The 4130-nt window shown below is 39.2% G+C and carries 3 protein-coding genes and 1 pseudogene; 3 read left to right on the top strand and 1 reads right to left on the bottom strand.

All coding sequences use genetic code 11. The features are described from left to right. Together QZY09_RS01745 and QZY09_RS01750 are read left to right on the top strand one after the other, a co-directional pair. Positions 1-312 (top strand): annotated as a pseudogene (locus QZY09_RS01745) (valine--tRNA ligase); the annotation flags it as partial. Between the two features lie 113 nt (positions 313-425). Further along, complete coding sequence (locus QZY09_RS01750) at positions 426-2225, top strand: ATP-binding protein (protein ID WP_295667408.1); 1800 nt, start codon at positions 426-428, stop codon at positions 2223-2225. On the opposite strand, the gene QZY09_RS01755 is transcribed toward QZY09_RS01750, so the two are convergent. After that, positions 2226-2684, bottom strand: a complete 459-nt coding sequence (locus QZY09_RS01755; RefSeq protein ID WP_295667411.1) for a type I restriction enzyme HsdR N-terminal domain-containing protein — start codon at positions 2682-2684, stop codon at positions 2226-2228. It abuts the gene before it with no gap. Between the two features lie 140 nt (positions 2685-2824). On the opposite strand from QZY09_RS01755, the gene holA reads away from it, so the two are divergent. Then, the gene (gene holA, locus QZY09_RS01760) at positions 2825-3847 is read left to right on the top strand and encodes a DNA polymerase III subunit delta (RefSeq protein ID WP_295667413.1); all 1023 of its coding nucleotides are present in this window, start codon (positions 2825-2827) and stop codon (positions 3845-3847) included. The last annotated feature ends 283 nt before the right edge of the window (positions 3848-4130 follow it).

A 4130-nucleotide genomic window follows, 5' to 3' on the forward strand; every position in this document is an offset into this window, starting at 1 on the left:
AAATCAGCTAATCTAGATAACTTCAATATTGTTACTGATAAAATAGTTGGTGCAGTGAGTTTTATGGTATCAACAGACGAGTTTTATGTTCCTTTAAATGAAACCTTGGACCCGGTTGCCGAGAGCGCAAAGCTTAAAAAAGACCGGGAATATTTTATAGGGTTCCTTCGGTCAGTTAACTCAAAGTTAGGGAACGAAAGGTTTATGAGCAACGCGAAACCTGAGATCATAGAGGTTGAGTTAAGGAAAAAAGCCGATGCCGAAGCTAAGTTGAAGATCATTGAAGAGAATTTAGAAGCTTTGGCTTGTTAATTGCATTTGAAACTGTGATAAATTATAGATGAAGCAGGGCGCCCAATGGGCATGGCCTTGTATTGCTGAAATTTAATTGCAGATTTTAAACTTAACATTTAGGCCATTTCTTAATGAACAGGAAAGTAAGTTTTTTTAACTTTTCACTTAATAATATTCTTTCAAAGGATCAATCTCTTCTTGACCAGGCACGGATACGTTTGCTTTATTATGGCTTCTGGATAGTGGGAGTAGCTGTATTCGGCCTTTTTATAAGTGTTTATTTCCAACGCCAGGCCTTGCTCACCATTACTGCCGGTATTCTGCTCGTGTCGTTATTGGTATTGTTTAAATACCTTACCTACCGGGCCAACTGGAAGCAAATTTCGCATGCCGTGCTTATTATTGCTACCATTATCAACCTTAATAATGTTTTTATTGCCATGCAGAAGGTTGATATTATTACGGTACAGGTAATTTTATTAGTTATACTGTTCAGTTATTACATGATCGGGCAGCGATGGGGTTTATTATACTCATTGTTGAACCTTGTGCCCGTAATGGTTTTTTTGCTGATCTCCTACAATGGTAACTATTCCATTGCTCTTCGCCCTGAGTCGGTTGACCAGTCGACTATCATTATCAGCATTTTTGCCAATTTTATATTGATCATTTATATTCACAGCCATTTTTACGGGGCATTTTTAAATAATATCCGGGAGTTAAAAGAAAACGGTGAAAAACAGGTAGAACTGAATGCTGAACTTGAACTGGCTATTAAAAAGGCGGAAAAATCATCTATGATAAAATCCGAATTTCTGGCCACCATGTCGCATGAGATCAGGACCCCGCTCAATGCGATTATTGGTATGAGCAATGTAATGCTGATGGCGAAGCCCAGGCCGGACCAGGTGGAAAACCTTGATGTTTTAAAATTTTCGGCCAATAACCTGATGGCAATCGTAAATGATGTACTTGATTTTAATAAGATAGAGGCGGGGAAAGTTATTTTTGAAAAAACAAGGTTTAATCTTGTTGAAGTTGTTGAAAATATTTGCGGCTCGGAGAAAATCAAAGCAGATCAAAAAGGGTTGGAGTTTATGATTAAAATAGACCCTTTGCTAAGCGAGAAAACACTGATGGGCGATCCTACCCGGTTGGGACAAATATTATTTAATCTTGTTAGTAACGCCATCAAATTTACGAAAGCCGGTAATATTTGGATCAAAGCATCTTTTCACGAGAGCCAGGGTAATAACATTACAGTGAATTTTGTGGTTAAGGATACCGGGATAGGCATAGATCAGCGAAACCTTGAGAGTATTTTTGAACCATTTACGCAGGAATCAATAACCACAACCCGGCAATACGGAGGTACCGGAATGGGCCTTGCCATTGTAAAGCGACTGCTTGAATTGCAGGGGCTGCAGATGTATGTTACCAGTAAAGTAGGTCGCGGTTCGGAGTTTTCGTTCAGTATGGATTTTCCGGTTGCTACGGCTATTGATGATACTGATGACAAAAATACATTGCTTAACTACGCTGAATCTTTTGAGAATTTGAGAATGCTGATTGCTGAAGATAACCCGGTTAATGTGTTGTTGATGAAGAAGCTGCTTTCTAAATGGAGAATAAAACCTGTTATTGCCAATAACGGGCAGCATGTGATAGAAATTGCCAAAGAAAGCGATTTTGATATTATTTTAATGGACCTGCAAATGCCGGTGATGAATGGATTTGATGCCGCGATGGAGATCCGCAAGCTACCGGATCCAAGGAAAGCGCTTACGCCTATTATTGCCCTTACTGCAGCTGCTTTATACGATATTAAAGCACAGGTATTAAAGGCAGGTATGAATGATTACGTTTCAAAACCGTTTAAGCCTGAAGAATTGCTTGAAAAGATCCAAAACCTGGTTGCAGCAGTTCATTGATCACATTTGAGCGTAGGTGGGCAATTCCTCTATAAATTTATAATTCACAGCCTCAAAATCTATCAGGCAATAATAATGCTGTAAGCCATTGGTAACCGCAATTACCTTTACCTTGTGCACCATGTTATAACGGGCTATCTGGTCGAAAACTTTTTGATCAATGCTTACCGAAGGCGCTTTGCATTCAACCAGTAATATTTTCTCGCCTGCAGGGTTATAAACCACGATATCCGATCGTTTGGCCATCCCGTTCAGCTTGTGCCCGCCTTCCAGTTTGATAAGCGTTTTTGGGTATTTTTTTTGGTTGATAAGGTACTGCACAAAATGCTGCCTCACCCATTCCTCCGGCGTAATGACAATATTTTTTTTTCTGATCGGGTCGAACAATATCAATTGCCCGTTTTGATCGGTAATTTTAAAAGGGTAGGGCGGTAATTGCAGTGGAACCAACAAATCCATGATGCGAAAATGATCAATTTAACAGTACAATCCTAATGATGGGTGGCGATTGAAAATTCGATTAGTCATAATTTTAACCAATGACTAATGACCGATAACCAATGACTTTTCATAATAAATTTCCGTAATTTGCCGGTGAAATGACGGCTACCGAATTACTGAAAGACTTAAAAAACCGGAAATACAAACCTATTTACCTGTTGCATGGGGAAGAGCCTTATTATATCGACCTGGTAAGCGATTTTATAGAACATAAACTGCTTTCTGACGCAGAGAAAGGGTTTAATCAAACGGTATTTTATGGTAAGGATACGGATATCATGTCTGTATTAAACGCATCCAAACGTTACCCCATGATGGCCGATTACCAGGTTGTTTTGGTAAAAGAGGCCCAGGATATGAAATGGGGAAATGATGATGCGGATAAAAAAGGTATTAATCCGCTATTAAGCTATCTCGAAAACCCTTTGTCAAGTACAATCCTTGTATTTTGTTATAAATACGGTAAGTTCGATAAAAGAAAGAAAACCTATAAAGCAATTGAAAAAAGCGGTTTGATATTTGAATCTGCGGCGCTTTATGATAGTAAAGTGCCGGCCTGGATAGAGGATTTTATTGCCGGAAAAGGTTATAAAATAAACCAGCAGGCATCCTTAATGCTCGCGGAATATTTAGGGAACGACCTTTCAAAGATCGCCAACGAGCTTGAAAAACTCATGTTGAACATATCGGCAGGGCAGGAGATCAACCTTAAACTGATCCAGGATAATATCGGCATCAGTAAAGAATATAATGTATTTGAGCTGCAGGCAGCCCTCGGGAAAAAAGATGCTTTCAAAGCTAACCAGATCATTAACTATTTCGAGGCAAATCCCAAGGCCAACCCAATTGTGCTGGTATTGGGAAACCTGAATAACTTTTTCAGCAAGGTGCTGGTATATCATTATGTAAAAGACAAGTCGCCCCAAAACCTGGCGCGCGAATTAGGTGTAAGCCCCTATTTTATCAAGGATTATGAACAGGCTGCCAGGAGTTACAACTACGGCAAAACCATGCAGATCATCAGCTACCTGCGTGAATACGATGTAAAAAGTAAAGGCGTTGACTCAATCACCGACCACGGCGGTTTGATGAAGGAACTGGTTTTTAAGATTTTACACTGAAGCCAATGTCGTTTAACCCTGCTGAATAGCGCATCTTGCTAAAGCTCAAACCTCTTTTAATTATATCTGCTGACTGCACAAATAGGTTGTTAACTTTGTTTTTAAAATTGAAACATGACTTCACTTTTTGCAGGCAAACTAATCGGGCAGAAGTTCATTGAAAAGATGGGAATGTGTATAAATTGGAAAGAAATGCAGTGTAACATATTTTTTTTCAATAACTACCAAAACAATATAATGGCTTGGGTGAATTTTTTCAGTTGATAAGCAAAGGGTTTCTAGC

The organism is uncultured Mucilaginibacter sp. (genome assembly GCF_903913935.1).
In the GTDB taxonomy this organism is placed as follows: domain Bacteria; phylum Bacteroidota; class Bacteroidia; order Sphingobacteriales; family Sphingobacteriaceae; genus Mucilaginibacter.

What these genes read in the sequence shown, in the direction of transcription:
- QZY09_RS01750 (WP_295667408.1), top strand. Translation starts at nt 426, where the DNA reads ATGAACAGGAAAGTAAGTTTTTTTAACTTTTCACTTAATAATATTCTT.
- QZY09_RS01755 (WP_295667411.1), bottom strand. Translation starts at nt 2,684, where the DNA reads ATGGATTTGTTGGTTCCACTGCAATTACCGCCCTACCCTTTTAAAATT.
- holA (WP_295667413.1), top strand. Translation starts at nt 2,825, where the DNA reads ATGACGGCTACCGAATTACTGAAAGACTTAAAAAACCGGAAATACAAA.